This is a genomic window from Sorangium sp. So ce145 (assembly GCF_051525985.1).
Classification (GTDB): domain Bacteria; phylum Myxococcota_A; class Polyangia; order Polyangiales; family Polyangiaceae; genus Sorangium; species Sorangium cellulosum_B.
Genome location: NZ_CP150315.1, coordinates 2378748 through 2399650, shown reverse-complemented (window position 1 = coordinate 2399650; position 20903 = coordinate 2378748). Strand labels below are relative to the sequence as shown.

Annotated in this window: 17 protein-coding genes; 6 read left to right on the top strand and 11 right to left on the bottom strand. The window is 72.0% G+C overall.

Annotation, left to right across the window (positions count from 1 at the left end; genetic code table 11):
* Nucleotide 1: 1 nt before the first annotated feature.
* Nucleotides 2–802: a recombinase A gene (locus WMF34_RS09140; protein WP_231864756.1), complete on the bottom strand. Its 801-nt coding sequence runs from the start codon at nt 800–802 to the stop codon at nt 2–4.
* 275 nt (nt 803–1077) lie between these two features.
* A complete protein-coding gene (locus WMF34_RS09135) occupies nt 1078–2226 on the bottom strand; it encodes a citrate synthase (protein WP_437993025.1) in 1149 nt (382 codons plus the stop codon).
* Nucleotides 2227–2467: 241 nt separating this feature from the next.
* Here WMF34_RS09135 and WMF34_RS09130 point away from each other — a divergent pair, with 241 nt between their 5' ends.
* The gene (locus WMF34_RS09130) at nt 2468–3757 is read left to right on the top strand and encodes a citrate synthase family protein (RefSeq protein ID WP_012234371.1); all 1290 of its coding nucleotides are present in this window, start codon (nt 2468–2470) and stop codon (nt 3755–3757) included.
* 14 nt (nt 3758–3771) lie between these two features.
* On the opposite strand, the gene WMF34_RS09125 is transcribed toward WMF34_RS09130, so the two are convergent.
* Both WMF34_RS09125 and WMF34_RS09120 read right to left on the bottom strand, forming a co-directional pair.
* The gene (locus tag WMF34_RS09125) at nt 3772–5718 is read right to left on the bottom strand and encodes a potassium transporter Kup (protein WP_012234370.1); all 1947 of its coding nucleotides are present in this window, start codon (nt 5716–5718) and stop codon (nt 3772–3774) included.
* A 58-nt stretch (nt 5719–5776) separates the two neighbouring features.
* Nucleotides 5777–6439, bottom strand: coding sequence for a UdgX family uracil-DNA binding protein (locus WMF34_RS09120; RefSeq protein WP_012234369.1), 663 nt, complete (start codon nt 6437–6439; stop codon nt 5777–5779).
* 149 nt (nt 6440–6588) lie between these two features.
* On the opposite strand from WMF34_RS09120, the gene WMF34_RS09115 reads away from it, so the two are divergent.
* The 4 genes from WMF34_RS09115 (at nt 6589) to WMF34_RS09100 (ending at nt 12157) form a co-directional block, all read left to right on the top strand.
* Nucleotides 6589–7320 carry a TetR/AcrR family transcriptional regulator gene (locus WMF34_RS09115; RefSeq protein ID WP_012234368.1) on the top strand — a complete coding sequence of 244 codons (732 nt, stop codon included), beginning with the start codon at nt 6589–6591 and terminating at the stop codon, nt 7318–7320.
* A gap of 368 nt (nt 7321–7688) precedes the next feature.
* Nucleotides 7689–8072, top strand: a complete 384-nt coding sequence (locus WMF34_RS09110) for a hypothetical protein (RefSeq protein WP_012234367.1) — start codon at nt 7689–7691, stop codon at nt 8070–8072.
* 183 nt (nt 8073–8255) lie between these two features.
* Nucleotides 8256–8906 (top strand): hypothetical protein, encoded by a 651-nt coding sequence (locus WMF34_RS09105; protein WP_012234366.1) that lies wholly within the window; start codon nt 8256–8258, stop codon nt 8904–8906.
* 155 nt (nt 8907–9061) lie between these two features.
* Nucleotides 9062–12157 carry a CheR family methyltransferase gene (locus WMF34_RS09100; RefSeq protein WP_437993024.1) on the top strand — a complete coding sequence of 1032 codons (3096 nt, stop codon included), beginning with the start codon at nt 9062–9064 and terminating at the stop codon, nt 12155–12157.
* Nucleotides 12158–12162: 5 nt separating this feature from the next.
* Here WMF34_RS09100 and WMF34_RS09095 read toward each other — a convergent pair whose 3' ends face one another.
* The 3 genes from WMF34_RS09095 to WMF34_RS09085 form a co-directional block, all read right to left on the bottom strand.
* Nucleotides 12163–12522 (bottom strand): gamma-glutamylcyclotransferase family protein, encoded by a 360-nt coding sequence (locus WMF34_RS09095; RefSeq protein WP_437993023.1) that lies wholly within the window; start codon nt 12520–12522, stop codon nt 12163–12165.
* Complete coding sequence (locus WMF34_RS09090) at nt 12519–12890, bottom strand: response regulator (RefSeq protein WP_012234363.1); 372 nt, start codon at nt 12888–12890, stop codon at nt 12519–12521. Before WMF34_RS09090 ends, WMF34_RS09095 begins: the two co-directional genes overlap by 4 nt.
* Before the next feature lie 488 nt (nt 12891–13378).
* Nucleotides 13379–13783: a response regulator gene (locus WMF34_RS09085; protein ID WP_012234362.1), complete on the bottom strand. Its 405-nt coding sequence runs from the start codon at nt 13781–13783 to the stop codon at nt 13379–13381.
* 494 nt (nt 13784–14277) lie between these two features.
* On the opposite strand from WMF34_RS09085, the gene WMF34_RS09080 reads away from it, so the two are divergent.
* Nucleotides 14278–15984, top strand: a complete 1707-nt coding sequence (locus WMF34_RS09080; RefSeq protein ID WP_012234361.1) for an oxidoreductase — start codon at nt 14278–14280, stop codon at nt 15982–15984.
* A gap of 40 nt (nt 15985–16024) precedes the next feature.
* Here WMF34_RS09080 and WMF34_RS09075 read toward each other — a convergent pair whose 3' ends face one another.
* The 4 genes from WMF34_RS09075 to WMF34_RS09060 form a co-directional block, all read right to left on the bottom strand.
* On the bottom strand, nt 16025–17434 hold the full coding sequence (locus WMF34_RS09075; protein ID WP_012234360.1) for an adenylate/guanylate cyclase domain-containing protein: 1410 nt from the start codon (nt 17432–17434) through the stop codon (nt 16025–16027).
* Complete coding sequence (locus WMF34_RS09070) at nt 17431–19440, bottom strand: hypothetical protein (RefSeq protein ID WP_437993022.1); 2010 nt, start codon at nt 19438–19440, stop codon at nt 17431–17433. The genes WMF34_RS09075 and WMF34_RS09070 overlap by 4 nt, the downstream gene beginning before the upstream one ends.
* A complete protein-coding gene (locus tag WMF34_RS09065) occupies nt 19437–19658 on the bottom strand; it encodes a Franean1_4349 family RiPP (protein ID WP_012234358.1) in 222 nt (73 codons plus the stop codon). Before WMF34_RS09065 ends, WMF34_RS09070 begins: the two co-directional genes overlap by 4 nt.
* A 113-nt stretch (nt 19659–19771) precedes the next feature.
* On the bottom strand, nt 19772–20851 hold the full coding sequence (locus WMF34_RS09060) for a geranylgeranyl pyrophosphate synthase (RefSeq protein ID WP_437993021.1): 1080 nt from the start codon (nt 20849–20851) through the stop codon (nt 19772–19774).
* Between the last annotated feature and the right edge of the window lie 52 nt (nt 20852–20903).

Here is a 20903-nt window from a genome sequence, read left to right as displayed (position 1 = left end):
TTCATGCCCGCGACAGCGCGGGCCGCGGCTCGCCGCCCGCCGTCCGCTCTGCCCTGTCCCCGGGCCGCTCCCCGAGCACCACCGGCGTCGGCGAGGTCACGCGCCCTCGGCGGTCCTTGGCGACGCGGACCATCAACCGGTTCTCGGCGACCTGCTCGAGCTCCAGCCGCATCGCGACCGGCAAGGGCATCGGCCGCGCCGCCTGGCGATCGGTGAGGAGCAGGATCGTCCCGTCGCTCCCCTCGATCGCCAGGGCGAGCTTGCGCACCACGTTGACCCAGCGCGCGAGGTCCTCCTCGCGGCGCCCCGCCCCGGGCGCGCTCCGCTCCCCCTTCCCCGCGCCCTGCCCGAAGGCCCCCGGGACCCCGGCCACGTCGATCACGAGCACCGCGAACGCCCGGCTCATCGCCATCCGCACCGCGACCTTCGCGAGCACCTCCGGCGGGGGCCGCACCACGAGCAGCCGGCTCAGATCGACCTGCGCGCGCGCGACCGCCGGCGCGTAGAGCGAGCCGCTCGGATCGATCCACGCGCACCACGCCCCCGCCGTCGCGCTCGTCCCGCGCAGCCGCGCCTCCGCTTGCGCCGACGCGCACGCGGAGAGGGCGAGCGAGGTGGAGCGCCCCAGCCCCCGCGGCGCGGCGAGCTCCACCACCCCCCCGCGCGGCAGCCCCCCTTCCGGGAGCGCGTCGTTGATTTCCCGCAGGCCGAGCGGGAGCGTCTTGGCGCGCGCTTCGAACTCGGGGAGGGTATGGCGGAGGAGGTCCCGGGCAAGCGGAGCGGCAAGAGCGGCGGACGACATACTGAACACGATAACAGTGCCCCCGCGAGGCTGCCAACTTTGCAGGACGAACAACGTCCTACCCGCGCCCGGCGCGTTCTCCTTTTGTCCTTCCAGGGCTGTGGAACGGCCTCTCCGGCAATTTCTGTGCGGAGAGGATGGCAGGACGACGGGGGTGAAGCGAATGCCGTCACGGACTCTTCAATAAGTCCGACCGGGGCAGGTCGACCTCGTGGCCGGCGGCGACGACGAGCGCTCCTGCAAGCAGCCTCGCCGCGCGCGGCGGGCCCGGCGCCTCAATGCGGCGGAGCTGCCGCTCCGGGGACGCCCCCGATGTAGCGTGAGCTCGGGCGAATGAGCCGCCCCGCGCGCCGTTGCTCGTCGATGTGCGCGCACCAGCCGGCGACCCTGCCCACCGCGAAGGTCGGCGCGAAGAGCGCGCGGGGCAGCCCGAGCGCGTCGAGCAGCACCGCCGTGTAGAACTCGACGTTCGCGCGCAGCGGGCGATCCGGGTGCCGCGCGCGGAGCGCGGCCTCGGCCGCCCGCTCGACCTCACGCGCCAGCGCGAGCCGTGCGCTCCGCGCGCCGCCTGCCGTCCGCTCGAGCCGCTCGATCGCCCGCTCGAGCACCGCCGCCCGCGGATCCCTCACCCGGTAGATCCGGTGGCCCATGCCCATGATCCGCCGGCCCGCCGCGAGCTCGGCCTGGATCCAGCGCTCGGCGCAGCCCGGGGGCGGCGCGCCGCCCTCGCCCGCCTTCGCCGCGATCGCGTCCAGCATGTCGAGGACCGGTCCGGGCGCGCCGCCGTGGAGCGGCCCCTTCAGCGCGCCGATCGCCGCGACCACCGCCGAGATCGCGTCCGACCCCGTCGAGGTGACCACGCGCGCGGTGAAGGTGGACGCGTTCATGCCGTGATCCGAGACCGTCACGAGGTACGTGTCGAGCTCGCGCGCCTCGGCCTCGCTCGCCGCAGCCCCCCGCGCCATGCGCAGGTAGTCGGCCGAGAGCCGGAGCGCCGGATCGGGCGCGACCGGCGCCTCCCCCGCGCGGCGCCGCGCCCACGCCGCCGCGAACGTCGCCACCGCCCCGGCGATCGCCGCGGGCGGGACGTCGCCCGAGAGGTGCGCGACCGCGGCGCGGATCGCATCCATCCCGTCGCCCGCCTGGAGCGCGTCCCCGAGCCGCCCGAGCAGCGCGAAGGCCCTCGTCCGCCCCTCGGCGATCGCTCGCCGGAGCGACTCCCGCTCCGCCGCCCCGGGCAGCGCGCCGCCCCAGAGCAGCCCGCACGCGTCCTCGAAGGTCACCCCGCCGCCGCCGGCGAGCTCCTCCACGTCGTGGCCCGCGAGGGTGAGCCTCCCCCGCTCTCCGTCCACCTCCGAGAGCCGCGTCTCCGCCACCACCACGCCCTCCAGGCCGCTCGCGAGCGGCGCCGCCACATCCCTCATCCCGATCACCTCCGCTGACGACATCTTGGGCACCGCACGAGGTTGATCAACCTTGATTGTACAATCAACCATGCACGGCCTCGAAGCGCGTCGAGGAAGAATCCCGGAGGAAGCCGAGGAGGGCGGTGCTAGGAGGAATGGATGTCGGCGACGTCGCCGACGTCGCCGATGTCACCGGCGCGCGCGACGCCGGCGCCTCGTGCATCGGAAGACAGGATGGATGCAACGTTGATGGGCGCTCATGGTGGATCTACCTGACTCGGATCAGCGGCCCTCGGCGTACGTGACCGGCGCCGAGGCGGCGGAGCTGCTCGGCGTGAAGCGGGAGACGCTCTACGCGTACGCGAGCCGGGGCGTGCTCCGGGGGGTGCCCGGCGGGCGAGGGCGCGCGCGGCTCTACCTCCGGGCGGACATCGAGCGGCTCAAGGCGCGGCACGACGCGCGCGCCGGCCACGGCCCGGTCGCCGCCGAGGCGCTCCGGTGGGGCGAGCCGGTGCTCGAGTCGGCGCTCACCGCGATCGGCCCGCGCGGGCCCGTCTACCGGGGCAAGGAGGCGGTCGCGCTGGCGCTCGACGACGTGCCCTTCGAGGCGGTCGCCGAGCTGCTCTGGACCGGCGAGCTGCCGGCGGAGGGCGCGCCGGCGGCGCGGCCAGGCCGGCTGAGCGTCCGCCCGGCCAAGCTCGCGGCGCTCCTGCCGGAGGGCGCGCCGCCGTTCGTCGCGCTCGCGCTCGTGGTGCCCGCGCTCGGCGCGCACGACGCGACCCGCCACGTGGGCGCGCCCTCGGGCGACGGGCGCATCCCCACGGGCGACGCGGAGCGCGCGCGGGCGCGGGCCCTTGTGCGATCGCTCGCGGCGCTCGTGGGCCTCGGGCGGGACGCGCGCAGGGCGACCGACGCCCTCGAGGCCGACGGGGCGGCGCGGCGGCTGCTCATCGCCCTCGGCGCGAACCCCTCGAAGAAGGCCGAGCGCGCCGTGAACCGCGCGCTCCTGGTCTCGGCCGATCACGAGCTGAACGCCTCGACGTTCGCGGTCCGGGTGGCCGCCTCCACCGGCGCCGACCTCTACGCCTGCGTCAGCGCGGGGCTCGCCGCGCTCTCCGGCCCGAGGCACGGCGGCATGACCGACCGGGTGGAGGCCCTGGTCGCCGAGGCAGGCCGGCCCGAGCGCGCCGCCGCCGCGGTCCACGAGCGGCTGCGCCGCGGCGAGCCCATCGCCGGCGTCGGGCACAGGCTCTACCCCGAGGGCGACCCCCGCGCCCAGCTGCTGCTCGACACGGCCCGCGCGCTCGCCCCGCAGAGCGCGGCCTTGCGCACGGTGCTCGCGCTCGTCGACGCGCTGCGCGACGCCGGCCTCGATCCGCCGTCGCTCGACCTGGGCCTCGTCGCGATCGCGGCCGCGCTCGGCCTGCCGGCCGGCACGGCGGCGGCGCTCTTCGCGGTGGGGCGCGCCGCCGGCTGGATCGCCCACGCGTTCGAGCAGCGGGAAGCGGGGTACATGCTGAGGCCGCGCGCCCGGTACACGGGGCCCTGAGCCCCGCGCCCGCCCTAAAAATCGACCTGCATTCCGAGCTCGACCACGCGGTTCGGCGGCAGACCGAAGTACGCCGTCGCCGGCCGCGCGTTCCGCGAGATGAAGGCGAACAGCCCCTTGCGCCACCGGGACATCTTCGAGCGCCCGGTCGTCAGCAGCGTCTCCCTGCCGAGGTAATAGCTCGTCCTCCCGAGATCGATGTCGAGCCCGTGCCGCTTGCACCCCTCGAGCACCGACGGCGCGTTCGGCGTCTGCATGAAGCCGTAACACGCCGTGACCTGGTAGATCCCCTCCCCCCGCGGGATCACCGTCGTGCGCCGCTCCGCCGGCACTTCCGGCACGTTCGTCACCTGGATCGAGAGGAGCACCACCTGCTCGTGCAGCACCTGGTTGTGCTTCACGTGGTGCAGCAGGATCGGCGGCGTGCCCTCCGGGCTCGACGCCATGAAGACCGCCGTCCCGCGCACCCGGTGCGGCTTCACACGCTTCACGTCCTCGAGGAACATATCGAGCGGCAAGATCGCCGACTTGATCGCCGCGGCGAGGTGCTTGCGCCCCGTCTTCCATGTCGTCATCACCGTGAAGATCGCCGCGCCCATCACGATGGGCACCCAGCCCCCGTGGAAGAACTTGGCGCTGTTCGCCGCGAAGAACGCGAGATCGATCACCAGGAAGAGCCCGGCCAGCGGGAGCGACTTCCAGACCGGCCAACCCCACGTCTTCCGGGTGACCACGTAATAGACCACCGTGGTGATCCCCATCGTCCCCGTGACGGCGATGCCGTAGGCAGCCGCGAGCGCGCTCGAGTTCTTGAAGGAGAGGACCAGCACGATGCACGAGATCAGGAGCCCGCTGTTCACCTCGGGGATGTAGATCTGCCCCGCCTCGTCCTTCGACGTGTGGACCACCGTGACACGCGGGAAATACCCGAGCTGCACCGCCTGCTGGGTCAGCGAGAAAGCCCCGGAGATGAGCGCCTGGGACGCGACGACCGTCGCCGCTGTGGCGATCGCCACCGTGGGGTAGAGCGCCCACGACGGGACGAGCGCATAGAACGGGTTCGCCGCCCCGGTGGGGTCCGCGAGGAGCTTGGCGCCCTGGCCGAAATAATTGATGAGCAGCCCGGGCCAGACGATCGTGTACCAGGTGTACTTGATCGGCACGCGGCCGAAATGCCCCATGTCGGCGTACAGCGCCTCGCCGCCCGTGATGCAGAGGACGACCGCGCCGAGGATCAGGAAGCCATGCAGCTGGTTCTCGGCAAAGAAGCTCACCGCGTAGGTCGGTGAGACGGCCCGGAGCACGCCGGGGCTGCGCATGAGCTCCTTGGCCCCGAGCAGCACGAGCGTGACAAACCACACGAGCGTCACCGGCCCGAAGATCGACCCGACCCCGGCCGTGCCGCGCTTCTGCACGAGGAACACGGCGAGCAGCACACCGCAGGTGATGATCGGCACGACGGCAGGGTCCAGCTTCGGGATCGCGACCTCGAGGCCCTCCACGGCCGAGAGCACCGAGATCGCAGGCGTGATCACGCCGTCGCCATAGAGGAGCGCCGCGCCGACGAGGACGAGGAGCACGAGGAGGCCGCGGCCCTCGCCCTTGCGATCGCCGCTCGGGACGAGCGCGAGCAGCGCGAGGATGCCGCCCGCGCCCTCGTTGTCGGCCCGCGTGATGAACGTCACGTACTTGACGGTCACCACCATCATCAACGACCAGAACATCAGCGAGAGCACCCCGAGCACGTTCTCGGGCGTCGGAGCGACGTGGTGCGGGCTGCTGGGGCTGAAGCACTCCTTCATCGCGTAGAGCGGGCTCGTCCCGATGTCGCCGTAGACGACCCCGAGCGCCGCCAGCATCAGCGGCCACATCTTCTTCGAGCTCCCCAGGTGGGCGCGCTCGGCCATCGGAGAGGACGCGGGGCGCCCTGCGGCAGGGACCGGTCGTGGGCTCATCGTCATCGCGGGCGGATCCTACTCCATCGAGAGCGCGCCTCGCGAGGAGGCGGCACGCGCCGGCTCAGCCGAGCGCGCGCGCCGCCACGGTGAGATCCTCGATGAAGCGGGAGAGCTCGGCTCGCCTCGTCGCTTCGTCCGGCGCGCGGAGGATCGACGCGGGGTGCACGGTCGCCAGCACGCGCGGCGCGAGCGGCGAGGCGACGATCCTGCCGCGCTCGCGCGTGACCCGGAACGAGCCGCCGAGCAGCGCCTGCGCCGCCGTCGCGCCGAGGCATACCACGATCGCCGGCTGCACCACCGCGATCTCCGCGGCGAGCCACGGCAGGCACGCGCGGATCTCGCGCGCGTCCGGCTTCATGTGGATGCGGCGCTTGCCGCGCGGCTCCCACTTGAAGTGCTTCACCACGTTGGTCACGTACGCCCGGCGCCGCTCGATCCCCGCCGCCTCGAGCGCGCGATCGAGCAGCTGCCCCGCCGGGCCCACGAACGGCTTGCCGGCCAGATCCTCCTTGTCGCCCGGCTGTTCGCCGACGAGGAGCACGTCCGATCGCGCCGCGCCCTCGCCGAACACCGTCTGCGTCCCGCGCTCCCAGAGCGGACACGCCCGGCACCGCGCGGCGGCCTCGCGCAGGCTCGGCAACGAAGGAGGGCTGGGGACGAGGGCCGCCGCCGTCGCCTCGCCGACGCCGCGCCCTGCTGCATTTCGTCTCGCCACGGTCGTCATGACCGCCTCAGCAGCATCGCTCGTGCCATGGGCGACGCGGCGCGGTCGAACGCGCCGCGTCGCGAGGAGCGCGGCCGACGAGCGTCTTGACGGCTTCCGGCGGCCTTCCCATAGTGCCCCGGTCCTCCGACGTTGACCGACCAGTCAGAATGCCCCGCCTTGCCGATCGCCGCGCCAGGATCGAGCTGCTCCGCGCCGCCGAGGCTGCCTTCACCGAGCGCGGCCTGGCCGCCGCGAGGGTCGAGGACATCACCGAGCGCGCAGGCGTCTCGAAGGGCGCGTTCTACCTGCACTTCCAGAGCAAGGACGACTGCTTCAAGCAGATCGTCGAGACCTTCATCGCGCGCCTCGCCGACTGCGTGGAGCCGCCGCCCATCGTCTTCGAGGCCGAGCGAGCGTCGGTGAACGAGTACTTCAAGCGGGTCCTCGCCCACGACCTCGAGGTGCTCGAGTTCTGCTGGCAGAACCGGGCGCTCCTCAGGATGATGCTGGCGGGAGGCGGTGGGACCCCGTACGCCTACCTGATCGACGAGTTTGCCCAGCGCGTCGCGCGGCAGGTGGAGGGCCGCGTCCGGTACGCGATCGACATCGGCCTCTACCGGCGCGATCTGGAGCCCAGCGTGATCGCCGCGCTCATCTCCGGCGCCTTCGATCGCCTGGTGCGCAAGCTCATCGACGCGCCGTCCAGGCCAGACATCGCCGCCTGGGCCGCGCAGGTGCTCCAGCTCTTCACGCACGGCCTGCTCGCCCCGGAGGTGCGCGCCGTCGCTGACCTGTCGGTCATGGAAGCCCCCCCGCGCAGCGCGCGGCAGACCGCCGACCCGCCGCCTGCCTCAGCGTCGAGCAGCGAGCGCCGGCGCTCCAAGGCCAAGGCAACCTAGGTGACCCAGGTTATCTAGGTGAACTAGGTCACCTAGATAACCTGGGTGTAGGGCTTTGCCTTAATAAGACGGCCGGAAGCTCAGCGGTGCCAGGGCCGCTTACAGGGAATCCCTGACGAGCGATTCCATATCGCCCTAGCGGTCGGTCGGGCAGCAGCTGAGCTACAGCTAGCAGTCAACGGGATTTTCGGCGGGACAGTGAGGGGGTGGAGCGGGGAGCCGGAGGGGGAACCGCTCGGGCAACTCGGGAGGAGCGCAGCGGTCCTGCTCGTTCAATCGCGCCAGGCTGACCGTCGCGCGCTCTGGCGGGTCGCAGGCACTCTCTGGACGGCTCTCCGCAGAAGAACGGAACTGTCGAGGGGGGCGGAATGGGCAACCAGACGGGTCGTGATAGACGGTTAATCCAGGAGCTGCTCCGGCAGACCTGCCGCTCGATCCAGTGGCGCGCGGACACCGCAAGGTCGATTGCGGACAGGATCGACGTCGCCCTCGCCGAGCACGCGCTCCACGTCTCCACGCCGGACGTCGACCTGCGCGTCCGGCTGACCAAGGACTTTGCGCTCGCCATCGCGATACGCGTGCTGTCCTTCGGCGAAGACGCCGAGGAGTCGCTGAGCAAAGCCCTGTGTCAGGACAGGTCGCTCATGGCGGAGCTCGTGAAGGCAGAGTGGCAGCTCGTGCGCACCGCCTGCAGAACAGCCGAGCAGACCGCCGGGAGGCTGGTGCTGCTGACGGCGGTACCGGAGGCGTGAGACCGCTAGCAGCACGCGCGCCGAGAACTCGCGCCCTGGGCTCACGGCGCGAGATCCGTGAGAGTCTCATGGAGCGGGGGCCCGCCCGCTCGGCCCGGCGCCATGGCGAGCTGCACCCCGGAAGCTGCTATCCAGAAGAGCGCAGACACCGCATGACGCGACCGGGCCCACGAGGCGATGGAGATGGCGCCCCAGACCAGCTACAGCATTTACGTTCGCTTCCGGGGCAGGCGGCTCGCGCTCACGAAGCACATCCGCTCGCTCGAGACCGCCCGGTCTGCGCTGCAGGCCTTGCGGGCAGAGCGGTTCCACGACGCCGATCAGGTCTTCCTCGTCAACGACGCGACGAAGCAGATCGTCGACGAACGGGGGTGGGAGGACGCCGGGGGGCCCGCGGAGGATCAGCAGATCAGCGTCAACCTCCGCCTTCCGACCGATGGCAAGCGCACGGAGCGCACGCAGGACGCCGGGAACGACGAGGCGGATCGATCGCTGCGAGGAACGCAGGCTCCCGCGCTGCTCGCGGCGCCCGCCGCTCACCTGGCGCAAGCCGAGGGCGAGGCGCGGCACGTCTCACCGGAGAGGAGGTGGTCCGGGGTCGAGAGCCTGGAGCCGCCGCGCGCACGCCTGCGCCGCGCGATGGCGGCAGCCCAGGTCGCCCGAGCGCGCCACGACGCCGCGCTGGAGGCCATGACCAGGCTCCAGCCCGGCGGGAGGATGGATGAAATGACACTGACGAGGCTCAACGATTCTGCCCGAATGGTATCCGACCGATCCGCACACATCATCGAGCGGCTCGAGCAACTCCTGAAGCGCCTGGAAGGCGCGCGCTGATAGGGTGAGATGACCGTGCGGCGCCGTGTCCCATGCGCGACATGGACGACGACAGCCATCGTTGAACGACCGCCCACCGGAACCCTGGCTTAGTCCCTGTCAGGCTCTCGCCGCCGCGAGACGCGTGAGAGAGCGCCCAACCGTTCAAGCCAACAATGCCCGAACAGAAGAAGTCACGCCGGACGCAACTCGGGGCACCGGGCCCGAGCGACGCCGCGCCCCAGGCCGGCAGGGCATCCGCGCCGGGGCGCACGCCGGTCCCGCCCGAGGACGCCGGCGAGAGCGCCGCAGCGGGCGGGCCGCGCGCCGAGGGTGAGCTGCGCTTTCCCGTCGTCTGTGTCGTCGCTTCGGCCGGCGGGCGCGGCGCGATCGCGGAGCTCCTCCGGCGGTTGCCGAGCAGAGATACCAGCCTCTCTCTCGTCCTGATCTACAGCGCAGATCCAGGGGAGCTCCCCCTCCTCGAGCTCGTGGCGCAGAGCAGCCCTCTCCCTGTGGCCGAGCTCCGATCGGGGACGAAGCTCGCGCCGGGTCGCGTCCAGGTCCTGCCCCCGGAGGCGCAGGCGACGCTGGCGGGGCTCCGCGTCGAGCTCGCGCCGCGGGGCGAGGGCAGCCCGGGCCCAGGCGATCTCTTCCTGCGCTCGCTCGCGGGCGAGCTGGGGTCGGGCGCGGTGGCCGTCGTGCTGTCCGGCGCCGGGAGCGACGGCGCGCTGGGGCTGAAGGACGTGAAGGCCGAGGGCGGGGTCACCTTCGCGGAGAACCCGCGCGGCGCGGAGCGGCCGGCGCTCCCGCGGAGCGCCATCGCGGCGGGAGGCGTCGACTTCGTCCTCAGCGTCGAGGAGATCGCGGCGGAGCTCGTGCGGATGGGTCGCCCCGGGCACGTGCTCGCTCCATGGCTCAGGCAGGGTGCGCCCCTCGGCATGGACGCCGAGCTCAGCAAGCTCCTCAGGCTGCTCCACGCCGCGGTGGGCGTCGATTTCAGCCAGTACAAGAAGAGCACCCTGAGGCGGCGCATCCAGCGGCGAATGACGCTCCATCGGCTCGCCACCCTCCAGGATTACCTGGATCATTTGAGGGCGCACCCCGGCGAGATCGAGGATCTCTACCAGGACCTCCTCATCAAGGTCACCACGTTCTTCCGCGATCCGGGCGCCTTCGCCGCGCTGAAGACCCACGTGTTCCCGGTGCTCATGCACAGCAGGCCGCAGGACTCCCCTGTTCGCATCTGGGTGCCGGGCTGCTCGACGGGCGAGGAGGTCTACTCTCTCGCGATCTCGCTGCTCGAGTTCCTCGAAGCCGACGCGACCGATCATGCCATCCAGATCTTCGGCACCGACCTGAGCGAGGCCGCCATCCAGCAGGCGCGGTCCGGGATCTACATCGAGAGCATCTCGATGGACGTCTCTCCCAGCCGGCTGCGCCGCTTCTTCGTCAGGGTACAAGGCGGCTTTCAGGTCAACAAATCGGTCCGCGATCTGTGCATCTTCTCGCGCCACAACGCCGCGGCCGACCCGCCCCTGTTGAAGCTCGATCTCACGAGCTGCCGCAACCTGATGATCTACCTGGAGCCGAGCCTGCAGCGCCGGCTGCTGCAGACGTTCCACCAGGCCCTCAAGCCCACGGGTTTCCTGCTCCTCGGCTCGTCCGAGAGCCTCACCACGGCGCCCGATCTGTTCGGGGTCGTGGACAGGACCCACAGGATCTTCTGCAAGCGCGCCGCGTCGGAGGCGGCCCACCCGCTCGCCCTCACCGCGCCTGCTCTGCCCGGCGCGCCGGTGGTCGCGCTGGCGCCGGAGAGGCCGCGGGAGCCCGAGGGGTTCGGCATGGATGCGGTGCGCAAGGAGGCCGACGCCATCGTCATGGCGCGCTATGCCCCCGCCGGCGTGGTCGTGGACGAGGAGATGCAGATCGTCCAGTTCCGGGGCAAGACGGGGCCCTACCTCGAGCCGTCACCGGGCGACGCCAGCCTCCACCTCTTCAAGATGGCCCGAGAGGGGCTCGTCCTCGGCATCCGGGCCGCCATCGACGCGTCGATGAACTCGGGGGCGATGGCCCGCAAGGAGCAGCTCAAGGTCAGGCAGGACGAGAAGATCCGGTACGTCGACGTCGAGGTCTGGCCGCTCAAGGTGCGGCTCCCGCAAGGGCGCTGCTTCCTCGTCACCTTCTCCGAGTCGGGCGCCGCGCGGCCGGACCGGCCGGGCAGCGATCCCGCCCCGAGCGACGCCCAGAAGGATCTGGAGATCGTCCAGCTCCGCAGGGAGCTCGTGACCACGAGGGAGTACCTCCAGTCGCTCATCGATGAGCTCGAGGCGACGAACGAAGAGCTGCTGTGCACGAACGACGAGATCCTCGCGAGCAACGACGAGCTGCACAGGGTGAACGACGCGCTCGAGGGCGCCCACGACGAGCTCGAGTCGGCGAACCAGGAGCTGACGACCGTCAACGAGGAGCTCCGCAGCAGCAACGTCGCGCTCGGCCTCGCCAACGACGAGCTGCGCAAGCTCCTCGGCGGCATGAACATCCCGATGCTGATGGTCGACGCGGACCTACGGATCCGCCGGATCGCCGGCGCCGCCGACAAGCTGCTCGGCCTCGCCGCGAGCGACGTGGGCAGGTCCATCCTCGAGGTGAAGTCGAGGAGCGTGGCCGACATCGCGCCGGTCGTCGCCGAGGTGCTCGGCACGATGAGCACCGTCGAACGGCGCGTCGAGGACCGCGACGGGCGCAGCTATCTCATGCGGGCGCGCCCTTCCCGGACCACCGACGACGAGGTCGACGGCGCGGTGATCTGCTGGCTGGAGAGCGAGGCGCCGAGGCGCGCGGCGCGCGAGCTCGCGGGCGCGCGCGACGGCCTCTCCGCCGTCTTCGAGGTGCTGCGCCATCCGTTCCTCCTGCTCGACGGGGAGCTCCGGATCCGGGCGGTCACCCGGCGCTACTGCGAGCAGTTCATGGTCCCGCTCGGGGACATCGAGGGACGATCGCTCTCGGCCATCGATGCCGGATGGAACACCCCGCAGCTGGAGCAGCAGCTCCGGGACGTGCTCCACCGCCGCGCCGCGCTCGTCGACTTCCGCCTCGAGGCCGTGCTCGCGCACGCCGGCCGCAGGACGCTCTCGTTCTCAGCCTTCCGGCTCCAGGCCGACGAGGGCGAGCTCCCGGCCCTGCTGCTCGTCGTCGAGGACAGGACGGCGCCCGAGATCGACCCGGCCGGTCCACCCGGGCTGCGGCCAGCGCGCCGCGCCGGCCCCGGCTGACGCGCTCATCGCCGCCGTGTCCGCCAGTCCCCCGTGGCGATCCGAGGCCACCCAAGCGCCTGCCCCGCGGGCATCAGGTAGGCCTCGCAGAGCGCGCCTCCATGGAGCTCGATCGGCTCACGCCTGAAGAGGTCGGGGCAGTCCTCGTAGAGGTCGAGCGAGGGCAGCGCCTCCGGGTCCAGCTCGTACAGCTCCCCGAGGACCGCGACCGAGCCCCCGCGCACGAGCGCCGGGTAAGCGCCGAGATCGGCGAGCTCGAACGACGGGGCCGTGCGGGCGGGCCCGAGGCACAGCGCGCGCCCGAGCAGCGCGTGCGCGCGCTCGCCGCGCATCAGCGTGCCGTAGACGAACAGGCGCGCCGTCACCGGCAGTGCTGTTCGACCGCGGCGAGCAGCTGCTCGAGGTTGATCGGCTTCTTGAGGAACTGCGCCGCGCCGAGCGAGGACACGAACTCGTCGCGGCCCGTCGCCGAGATGATCACCACCGGGATCGCGGCGAGCTCCGGATCCTTCTTCTGCTCCGCCCTGAACTGCCAGCCATCCATGATCGGCATCATGAGATCGAGCAGGATGAGCCCGGGTCTCGGATCCGTTCTCAGCGCGCTGAGCGCCTCGCCGCCGTGCGCCGCCGACGCGACGGCGTACCCCTCCTCCTGCAGGAGCTCGGCGAGGGTCTCTCGAATATCCGGATCGTCATCGACAACGAGGATCCTCTTCAAGGGAGTGGCAGGCACGGTGCATCAACCACTATGCGAAAGCCTGACGTCACGGCGAAACAGGGAAAGCCCTGAATCCCTGCTCGGGTTCCGCTTGATGAGGCTCTTTCTGCGAGGAAGGGGGCTCATGAAGGTCTCTCTACGTCTCTCTCCGGCAATCAGCGCCGCAAAGGCGCCTCGGAGCCCGCTCCCGCGTCGCCCGCGCGGCCAACCAACCACGCCGGGGTCGACGTTGGTTGAGCCGGCAGCTCTGGCAGGCGGGAACGGGCGTACGCATCACGGCGATCGATCGTCGGCGGCCGAGCCCGATGTTACAGCACGGTGGCGCTCCGGCGAAGCCGCTCTGTGCCCGCTCTGCGGCCAGCCAGGGTGAGCGCAGCGCGGCTTGGTCGCCATCCACCACGTCATGAGCGGCGATCCTACCACCGGTGCCGGGGGGCGCAGCAGCCCGGCGTCCGCCGGAACGACGGACCGAGGCGCTCGCGCTGCGGTCCGAACGGGCAGCATCAACGGTCGATATCAGTGGAGCCGAGCGAGCCGAGCGAGCCGAGCACCACCTTCGAGAGGGTGCCCAGCAGGACGTCGATGTCCACCGGCTTCGGGATGAGCGCGGCCGCGTGCAGCCGCTCGGCGATCGCCTGCATCTCGTGGGGGAGGCGGGCGGAGAAGATCATGAGGGGCGAGGGCGTACCGAGCTCCTCGATCTCGGAGACGAACCGGTCCGTCGTCATGCCTGGCATCGTCAGATCAAGGAGGACCGCGTGGAAGCGCCGCTCCGCGAGCGCATCGAGCACCGCGCGCGCGGTGGCGGTCAGCTCGACCTCGTACCCTTCCAGGGTCAGGAGCTCTTCCAGCATCGTCGCGGTGTCAACGTCGTCCTCCGCAACCAGGATCACGTGCTTGCCACACATGGCTCCCCTCGGCTTTCTTCAGTAGCGGGGGTCGCTCGCCAGGGCAGCGCGCCCTCTCTTCCCCATGGTGGGGAGGACGGGATGGGCGCTCGACGCTGCCCGAGCCTCCGCTGGCCAGCAGCCAGCGCAGCGCGAGCAACCTCGGTGATGCTCCCGGTAGGTATGACGGATCGCCCGGACACACCGGAGCGCTCGCCGCGGTGCGCCACACGTACGACACGCCACCAAGTGCGCAGCCCGACAGTCGGCCGCTGTCTGCCGATCCGGTACGTTCCGTTCCCCCTCTCCCGCCCAGGGCAGTATGAAAGCCCGACTGCGCGCCGGATGCAACTCCGGGCAGAAGGAGCAACTCCGGGCGCCAGGAACCGACCGGGGGGCGGGGAGTGAGAGCAGACAGAGAGCGCGAACGGACTCCCCGACAGGGGAGACACCCTGGTAGACTCTCATGGATGCCTGGCGAACGCCGCGTCGCGCTACTCGCGATGGAGCCAACCATGCCGGACGGTGGGGGAGCGCCGTCCAGCCATGGAGTCCGTCGTGTCGAGGCCTCCTTGCTCGCCGATCCGGACCTCGCCGGCGTGCCGATCCACGTGATCGACGCGCAGACGAGGGATCTCGACGCGTGGGTCGCGGAGGTCGAGACCGTGGACGCGGACGTGGTCGGCCTCGCCGCGCACGTCTGGTCGTTCCCCACGTTCATCGAGATCGCGCGCCACCTGCAGCGCAACCGGCCGGGGCGCACGATCGCCCTCTGGGGGCCCCTCGCGCGCCCCGCGATGTTCGCGCTCGCGCCCTGGCGCGACGCCACCGCCTGCATCGACGCCCTCGTGCACGGCAACGAGCTCACGTTCCGGGACATCGTCCGGCTGAGCGAGCGCTCTCCCGATGCGCTGCGCGCCGTGCCGGGGCTGCACGTGTCCACCGCCGGCGGCTGGGTCTCGACGGGCGACCCCCTCTACGTGGCGCCCGACGCGCTCCCCTCGCCGATCCGGATGAAGCTGCTCCCGACCGATCGCATCGTCCCACTCGAGATCTGCCGCGGGGGCGGCATGAGCTGCGCGACGTGCGGCGTCTCCACGGGCGACGCTGGCGGCGTCTTCTCCGAGGCCTACCTCGTCGAGGAGCTGAGCGCGCTCCGCGCCGCCGGCGCGCCGGGCGCGCAGATCGTCGACGCCCCGCTCAACCTGAGCACGGAGGCGTTCCGGAACCTGGTGGCCGCGGAGAAGCAGGTCGGCTTCTTCAAGCAGGCGACGCTGACGGCATCGATCGATCCCGAGCACGTGCACGACGAGCACCTCGAGTTCCTCCGCGGCGTCGCGCGCGTGTCGCTCGACGCGCGGCTGCCGCCGCTCAACAAGGAGACGGGCGACGGCACGCAGCGCCCCTTCAGGGAGTCGAGGTTCGCGAAGGTGATCGAGGAGCTCTCGACGTTCACGGACATCGAGGTGGACATCCTCCTCGGCCTCCCGGGCGACGGTCCGATCACGTTCCGGCGCACGCTCGAGCGCGCGCGCGAGCTCCCGTGCAAGGTCCGCATCTTCCACAGCCTCGTCCTTCCGGACGACCTCATGGTCCGCGCGCCCGCCTCGTTCGAGCTCCGCTTCGACCCCTTCACGCTGATGATGCGCTCCTGCCTCGGCTGGTCCGAGGACGCGCTCTCTCGCGAGCGCAGCCGCCTCATCGAGATGGCCTACCGCGAAGGCGGCGAGATCACGCCGGACATGTGGTCGTTCCCCGGGCCTCGGGAGATGCGACGGCCCGCGATGCCGCTCGGCAGCGGCGTGGTCCCGCCGGGCGCCGAGATCCGGGTCGAAGGCGCGACGACGCTCGCGCCGGCGGGCCAGGACTTGCAGCGCGTGCTCGAGCTCGGGATCAAGGAGGCGACCTCCGGCGGGTGGACGTTCGTGGAGGCCTCGGCGCGCCCGGGCGAGATCGTCGTCATCATGAAGACGCGCGACGGCGCGCTGGTCGTCGAGATGCGCCCCGCCTCACCCACCGAGAACGCCTACAAGGTCGTGGACGGCGTCGCGTTCGGCTACCGCTCGCCGCGCGGCGTGAAGATGAGCGACGGCGCACTCCGCCTGCTCGATCGCGTCCTCCAGCGCCTCCACGCGCCGGCGCGCACGGCGCTCGGCCTGTCGACGCAGGACGGCGGCCCCGGCTCGGCGCGCGTCCGGCGCTTCCGCGCCACGCCCTCGTGACCCCCCCGCCCCGATCGCGCGGCGCGCCGCGAGCCTCCGGCTACTCCTTCCCGCGCAGGGCGGCCGGCGCCCGCGGCGGCATCGATTCCATGGGGCGGGCCCTCGAGAGGAGCTCTCTCCGGAGCTCGCTCAGGCGCGCTGGAGACAGCTCCATGTGGTCCACGATGTAGGGGTGGACCTGGCGGCTCTTGCCCCGGATGCTCAGCGCGCCGGTCGGCTGCGCCGGGACGCAGTCGTCGAGGGTCGCGTACGTCGTCTGGCAGATGATGATCTTGGAGCCGAGCTCCTTGTTGAACTGCTCGAGGCGCGCGGCCGTGTTTACTGTATCTCCGATGCAGGTGTACTCCATGCGCTGGAGTGAGCCGATGTTGCCGGAGATGACGGTGCCGGTCGCGATCCCGACGCCCATCTGGATCTCGCCGCAGCCGAGGAGCTTCCGCTGGTTCATGCGCTCGAGCGCCCGGACCATCTCGATCGCCGCGATCACGGCGCGCTTCGGCGCGTCCTCGACGGAGAGCGGCGCGCCGAACACCGCCATCAGCCCGTCGCCGATGTACTTGTCGAGGGTGCCCCCGTAGCGGAACACGATCTCGACCATCTCCGTGAAGTACTCGTTCAGGAACGAGACCACGGCCTCCGGCTCGACCGACTCGGTGAGCGGGGTGAAGTTGCGGATGTCGGTGAACATCACCGAGACGTGCCGCCGCGTGCCTCCCAGCTTGAGCCGCCTCGGATCGGACAGGACGAAGTCGACGAGATCCTTCGACAGGTACCGGCCGAGCTCCTGCTTCTCGCGCTCGAGCCGGAGGCGGGCCATGGACTCCACCTCGGCCCGCACGACCAGGTTGCGCGACATCCGCGCGATGATGCCGGCGACGACGCCGGGGAGCGCGATGAAGAGGATCTGCTGGCACTGGTCCGCGATGTTGATGGCGTTCTCTCCGTAGACGGACACCGGGCTGATCGGGATCGCGCCGGAGCCGACCGTGACGGCGAGCACGACGGAGTTGAAGAGGGCCGACAGCCCCGCCGAGTACAGGCACGCCGCGAGGCTGTAGCGGAAGCCCGACATCAGGTTCCAGAGCACGTAGACGGTGGCGAGGTAGCTCGTGAAGTACTCGATGATCCCGGAGTGGTTCCTCGCGTTCCCCAGGGCCGTGAGCGTCAGGAGCGCGAGGTCGACGAAGATGCTCACGTACTTGAGCCAGCCCGCGTAGACGCCGGGGCGCAGCCGGAAGAACGCGTAGAGCACGAGCGAGTAGGCGAGGTACCCGCCGGTCAGGATCGCGAAGATCTGGTTGGCGGCCGGCGTGTTGATCGTCCACACGTGCATGAGCGTGGCGGCGCTGAGCAGCGCGAACGCGAACCGGATGTGGTTCACGATCTGCTCGCCGCGCATCTCCTGCGCCTCCATGATCCGCACGATCTCGGGCGACTTCTCGATGCTCATGTGCGCCGCCCCCCTGCGCGCCGCAGCCGGGACCGCGCCGCGGCGAGCCCGCGCGCGCAGAGCGCGGTCGTCAGCGCTCTGCCCTGGTGGTGGCCCTCGCGACCGCGCTTCATGGGCACCCGGTAGAGCGGCTCCGCTGGCCAGGAGCCGTCCACGAGCTGGCGCTCGCCGAGGTAGCGCATCCCTCGCTCGAGGAGCAGCGGATCGGGCCGCTCCTTCATCGCGGCCCCCTCGAGGCACGCGGCCGTGCAGAGCGGCGCCCCGGAGCCGCCGTCGAGCCGCTGCGATCGGAGCATCCGCGACAGCGTCGCGGCCTCGACCGCCGCGACCTCGTCGGCCCACCGCGCGCCCCCCGCCCTCCCCCGGTAGAGCCGCGCGAAGCGGAGGAACGCGAGGTCCGTGTACGAGGCGTCGTAGAAGCAAGCGCCCTCGAAGCCGCCCTCCGAGGCGGCGTCGAGCACGCGCCGCGCGTTCGCGTCGATGAGCCGCGCGAACCGCTCCGCGTCGAACGAGAGCAGGCCCACGAGCAGGTTCAGCCGGACGGTCGCGCAGTCGTCGCCGGCCCACGCCACGCCCGGCGTGGTCGGCCCCGCGGGCCCGCGGTAGAACCAGGTCGGAACGACGCCGTCGTCACCCACGTTGGCCAGCATGACCTCGATCCACGACTCCGCCCGCTCCTTCGCGGCGCCCGTCTCGGCGACCAGCTCGAGCACGACGCCGAGGAGGTCGGCGTCCGGCGGGACGTCACGGAACGCGGTGAAGTAGCGGAGCTCTCCCGCCGGGATCTCCTCGAGCAACGCAGCGGCGTCGGCGCGGACGTCGCGCCCGACCTCCCCGATCTCGAGCAGCGCCCTCAGGATCGTCGCCCGGACGAACCAGTGCCCGACCGGCTGCTCGCTCGACCCGAGCACGCCGAAGCGCTGCACTTCCCAGGACTCGCGCCACGGCGCGGCGTCCAGGAGGAACGCGACCGCCGCCTGCAGATCCGCGCGCGCCTCGTCGGGCGGCGCCGGCTCGCCCAGCGCGCGCGGCGGCCCGAGCGACGCGCCGGGGCCGAGGAGATCGCGGAAAGACATCAGCCCCTCGAAGAAGCGGAGGCGCTCGCCGAGCGCCTCGAGAAATTCGCGCTGCGCCTCGGCGAGGCCGCGCGCGCTCGGGCTCGTCCGAGGAGACGTGGCCACGACCTCACGGGCGGACGCGAGCGTCTCCTGCATGCGCGCGGCGAGCGCGGCGCGGTACGGGCGGGTCGCGAGCAGGCCGTGGATCTCGCCGCGGCGCACGCGGGACGCGCGCTCGCCCGAGAGCGCGCGGAGCAGCGGCGGAGCGAGCCCCGCGCCGCGCAGCCAGAGCGCGAAGAGCGGCGTGAGCGTCGGCGCCGCGAGGTCAGGCGCGATCGGATCGATCCAGAGGCGCACGAGCCCGTCCAGCAGCCAGATCGGCTCGGCCACGGCCTCTCCGAAGCGACGGGCGGGCGCGAGATCGTCGCCCGCGACGAGCGCGGGCGCCGTCCAGAGGGCCACGGCCTCGCGCGCGCCGGCGGCGGCGGGCGCCGCCAGGACGCCGGAGCCGTCGATCTCGATCACCGGGTTCTCGCGCCATGAAGCCTCCGCCAGGTCGGCCAGGCCCAGGAGCCACCCGTGCGCGCGCGCGTCATCCGCGTGCCGCGCGAGGAGACGCGCGGCGAGCGCGCCCCGCGCGAGCGCGTCAGGAGCGCCTTCGATGCCCCCGGCGGCCACCGCGGCGACCGCCACGGCGGCGTCCGCGGCTGCGTCGCGCGCGGACACCCGCCCGCAGAGCCGCAGCGCCCAGCTGGCCCACGGGATGCTGTACCCCGGCGGTGTGCCCACGCTGCGCTCGAGCGCGAGCGCTCCCCACGCCGCTTCACCGCGCTGAAGCGCCCCCTCGGATGACAGGTGCGCCGACCAGGCGCGCTCGCACACAGCCCGGTCACCCGGGTCGAGCCATGGCCAGACGGCGGTCACCCCTCCAGCAGGGGACAGCGTCACATACCGACTCCGCCCTCACGCGCCGCGGCCGAGATGGCCGCATCGACCGCTTCGGGCGTCGAGGTCGCGGCATCCCGGATGCGCTGGAGCGTCTCCGCGCCGACGTCGTACCCCTCCGCCTCGATGGTGCGCTCGGGATCGGCAAGGAGCTGCTGGCGGAAGCTCGAATCCACGACGGCACGACCGATGAGCTCTGCCTCTGATTTCTTCGACGTCACGACTCCTCGCTTTCTCGCTCGGGAGGCTAGGAGACCTCCAAACGGCGAGCAAGTACAAGCAGGGGCGTCCGCGCGTCCTCGGGGAGTGTAGCGTCCGCGCACGACACACCGGTTCACCGCGGCGCGACGGCGGGCTCGCCGGCGAGCGCGCTGAAGAACGCGAGGAATACCCGCCGCTGGATCGCGACCATGTACTGCTCGCGCTCCCTGCAGAACCGCGCAGCCTCCGGTAGGCCGAGGGCCGCCGCGGCGACCTCGGCGCGAGCCAGCTCACAACGCGCCTCCTCCAGGATGGCGTCGAAGCCGCCGCGCGCAAACAGCCGCGCGCGCAGGGCCGCCGCGCTGCGCATCTCCTGAGCGCGACAAGGCCCGCCGTCGGAAACGTCGGCCCCGCTCGGCGACGCCGCGTCCGCCTCGGCGAGCGCCCAGAGCCGGGAGAGCACATACGTTGTGTTGCCGAACCCACGATCCTTCTCTGCGTGCAGCAGGTCCGCGAACAGCTGATGCGCTGCAACAAGGGCGGAAACGAACTCCTCGAGCGCGTCCAGGTGCTCGGCCTGCGACAGCGCGAACAGGGCCGCCGCGGCCGGGAGCACGAGCGGGCGCGAGCGGGCGAGCACCCGCCGGAACGTGGCGCCGTCCCGCGGGCCTGCAGCGCGGTGGAGCCGCCGCTCGAGGAGCATCGCCTCGCCATACCCGAGCCAGACCTCTTCGAAGAGGTCCCAGAACGCGCTCCCGCCGGGCAGCGAGCGGGCGAGCAACGCCTGGTGGCGAGCGAACAACGCCCCGGACAGGAGCACCGTCGCTCCAGGCTCACCGACCCCTTCGTCCAGCAGGTCGTCCTCGATCCGGACGTGCAGGTACCCGACCGCTGCCGCCTCGGCGAGGTCGATGGCGAGCGGCGGAAGCGCCGACGATCCAGCGTCCAGCGCGAGCGCCGGCCCGCCGGGGCGCGTCGCGACCCAGAGCGGCAGCTCGAGCACCGGGAGCGCCGTCGGGTGCGAGAAGTAGCCCTCGCCCGGCTCCCCCTCGAACAGCCTGAGGCGCGCGGCGAGCTCATCGAACAGCGCGCCGAGCTCGCGCCCCAGCCGCGCCCGGAACGACGCGAGCCGCCGCAGCACCTCGGCCTCGAGCGCCGCCTCGATGGCGCCTTGCGCGCCCTCGCCTCCCCCTGCGCGGCTGTCCTCGCTCATCCCACCTCCGGACGGCGCTGGCGGCGCCGCCCCGGGCGACGCTAGCACGAGC

Bases quoted from the DNA above. Each gene is read 5' to 3' on its own strand.
- WMF34_RS09140 (WP_231864756.1), bottom strand. From the start codon at position 802: ATGTCGTCCGCCGCTCTTGCCGCTCCGCTTGCCCGGGACCTCCTCCGC.
- WMF34_RS09135 (WP_437993025.1), bottom strand. From the start codon at position 2,226: ATGAGGGATGTGGCGGCGCCGCTCGCGAGCGGCCTGGAGGGCGTGGTG.
- WMF34_RS09130 (WP_012234371.1), top strand. From the start codon at position 2,468: ATGGTGGATCTACCTGACTCGGATCAGCGGCCCTCGGCGTACGTGACC.
- WMF34_RS09125 (WP_012234370.1), bottom strand. From the start codon at position 5,718: ATGACGATGAGCCCACGACCGGTCCCTGCCGCAGGGCGCCCCGCGTCC.
- WMF34_RS09120 (WP_012234369.1), bottom strand. From the start codon at position 6,439: ATGACGACCGTGGCGAGACGAAATGCAGCAGGGCGCGGCGTCGGCGAG.
- WMF34_RS09115 (WP_012234368.1), top strand. From the start codon at position 6,589: ATGCCCCGCCTTGCCGATCGCCGCGCCAGGATCGAGCTGCTCCGCGCC.
- WMF34_RS09110 (WP_012234367.1), top strand. From the start codon at position 7,689: ATGGGCAACCAGACGGGTCGTGATAGACGGTTAATCCAGGAGCTGCTC.
- WMF34_RS09105 (WP_012234366.1), top strand. From the start codon at position 8,256: ATGGCGCCCCAGACCAGCTACAGCATTTACGTTCGCTTCCGGGGCAGG.
- WMF34_RS09100 (WP_437993024.1), top strand. From the start codon at position 9,062: ATGCCCGAACAGAAGAAGTCACGCCGGACGCAACTCGGGGCACCGGGC.
- WMF34_RS09085 (WP_012234362.1), bottom strand. From the start codon at position 13,783: ATGTGTGGCAAGCACGTGATCCTGGTTGCGGAGGACGACGTTGACACC.
- WMF34_RS09080 (WP_012234361.1), top strand. From the start codon at position 14,278: ATGCCGGACGGTGGGGGAGCGCCGTCCAGCCATGGAGTCCGTCGTGTC.
- WMF34_RS09075 (WP_012234360.1), bottom strand. From the start codon at position 17,434: ATGAGCATCGAGAAGTCGCCCGAGATCGTGCGGATCATGGAGGCGCAG.
- WMF34_RS09060 (WP_437993021.1), bottom strand. From the start codon at position 20,851: ATGAGCGAGGACAGCCGCGCAGGGGGAGGCGAGGGCGCGCAAGGCGCC.